Below are 2,146 nucleotides of genomic sequence, written 5' to 3'. Positions count from 1 at the left end.
CTCCACCCCGCGTCGATGAACACAACCTTACGGGACTGCGTGGACCAGCGCAAATCCATAAGTGAGCCTTGGAAGTGAGCTGCGTTACGCCCGGGCGTGCGGTGCCCGGCGGCGCGCCGCGGACGGGCCCGGCGGGCGGGGCCGGGTCCCGGGCGGTCACGCCGTGAGTTCCTGGTGCAGCGCCTCGCTGAGGCGGGCCGCCCGCTCGGCCACCTCCGCGGGGCCCAGCTCGACGGCGCGCGCGCACCAGCGCCGTCCCTCGGCCAGCTCGCCACGGCGGGCGGCGAGCAGCGCGAGGCGCAGCGCGGCCCGCCCGTGCCCCGCGCGGGCGGCCCGGGTCCACCAGAGCGCCGCCTCGCGCTCGTTGCCGTCCCGGGCGAGCAGCAGGCCGAGGTTGAACGCGCCGTTGCGGCTGCCCGCCTCGGCGGCCTCCCGGTACCAGCGGGCGGCCTCGGCGGTGTCCCCGCGCTGGGCGGCGAGCATGCCGATCCGCACCTGGGCGCGGCGGTGTCCCTGCTCGGCCGCCCGCTCGTACCATTCCTCGCACTCCGTCTTGGGCGCCTGGGGCTCGCCCAGCGCGGGGCGGCCCGGCGGCGGCTGGCGCGCGTCCAGGACGGTGGCCAGCCGGAACGCCGCCTCGGCGCTGCCGCCGCCCGCCGCGCACCGCAGGTGGCGCTCGGCCTCCTGCTCGTCGCCGTCGCGGAGCCTGGCGATGCCCACCTGGAGCGCGGCCTCGGTGTGGCCGGCCCCGGCAGCCCGCTCGTACCAGGCAAGGGCCGTGCGGTCGTCGTCCCGGCCGGCGTACAGGATGCCGAGGTTGAAGGCCGCGTCGACACTGCCCGCCTCGGCGGCCTTGGAGAACCAGGGCTCCGCGCCGTTGGGGTCGCCGCTCTGCAGCAGCAGGACGGCCAGGGCGTTGGCGGCCTCGCGGTGGCCCGCGTAGGCGGCGCGGCGGTACCACTGCTCGGCCTGGGCCGTGCGGTCCTGGGCGGCGTACAGCAGCCCGAGGTTGTACGCGCCGTTGACGTCACCGGCGTCGGTGGCCGCTCGGTACCAGCGCTCGGCCGTCTGGTGCTCGCCGCGGGCGGCGTGCAGCGCGCCCAGCGCGTTGGCGGCGTTGCCGTCGCCGTCCTGGGCGGCGCGCAGCCACCACACGGCGGCGCTCTCCTCGTCGCCCGCGTCACGCAGCAGGAAGCCCAGCGCGCACGCGGCTCGGGGCTCGCCGTCCTTGGCGGAGGTGAGGTACCAGCGGCCGGCCTCCTTGAGCTCGCCGCGCTTCTCCAGGATGGCGCCCAGGTGGAGCGCGGCCCGGCGGTGTCCGCGCGCGGCGGCCTGCCGGTACCACTGCTCGGCCGTCTCGTTGCCCGTGGGGGCCGCGTCCTCGCCCTGCTCCTGCGCCGTGCGCTCCAGGGCGCGGGCGAGGCGGTAGGCGGCTTCGCGGTGGCCCTGTTCGGCGGCGGCGCGCAGCCAGCGCTCGGCGCCGGCGTCGCTGCGGTGCTCCAGGAGGTCCGCGAGGGCGTACGCGCCCAGGGCGTGGCCCTGCTCGGCGGACTGGCGCAGCCAGTACTCGGCGGCGGGCTCGTCGCCGCGCTCGCGGTGGTGGCGGCCCAGGGCGTGGGCGGCGGCGGCGGACCCGGCGACGGCGGCGATGCGCCACCAGCCGGCGGCCTCGTCGGCGTACCCGCGCTGGTGCAGCAGGACGCCGAGGTTGTTGGCGGCGGCGCGGTCGCCGTCGGCGGTGGCGGCGCGCAGGTACGGCTCGGCGCCGTCGAGGTCTCCGCGGCGCAGGAGCATCGCGCCGACGATGCTCATCGATGCGGTGTCACCGTTGTCGGCGGCTCGGCGGTGCCGGGCCTCGGTCTCGACGGCGTCCCCGGTCTCCGCGCCGTCCACAAACCGCCCTGATTCCAAAAGCGTTGCCCTGTCCCCCATATATTCCATCGTCGCACCACCTGCAACCCGCGTACACCTGGTATACCGCAGCCAGTGAGGTCACTACAGCGTTTTGTCGACATGCCCACAGGGAGACAAGTCAAACACGAGTCACCCCAACTGCCCCCCTCAGGGCGCCGATTGCATCGCCCACGCACCAAGGGCCCGGATCTCGAAAGATCCGGGCCCTTGACTTCAGTAGCGGGGACAGGAT

The 2,146-nt window shown here is 76.0% G+C and carries 1 protein-coding gene; it reads right to left on the bottom strand.

Annotated elements, in window-relative coordinates; genetic code table 11:
* Window positions 1–156: 156 nt before the first annotated feature.
* Window positions 157–1,941 carry a tetratricopeptide repeat protein gene (locus IH00_RS0123670; RefSeq protein ID WP_031076797.1) on the bottom strand — a complete coding sequence of 595 codons (1,785 nt, stop codon included), beginning with the start codon at window positions 1,939–1,941 and terminating at the stop codon, window positions 157–159.
* Between the last annotated feature and the right edge of the window lie 205 nt (window positions 1,942–2,146).

It is taken from the genome of Streptomyces sp. NRRL S-118 (assembly GCF_000716335.1).
GTDB lineage: Bacteria > Actinomycetota > Actinomycetes > Streptomycetales > Streptomycetaceae > Streptomyces.
Note: the sequence above shows the minus strand (reverse complement) of the source record. Positions and strands in the feature narration are given on the sequence as shown.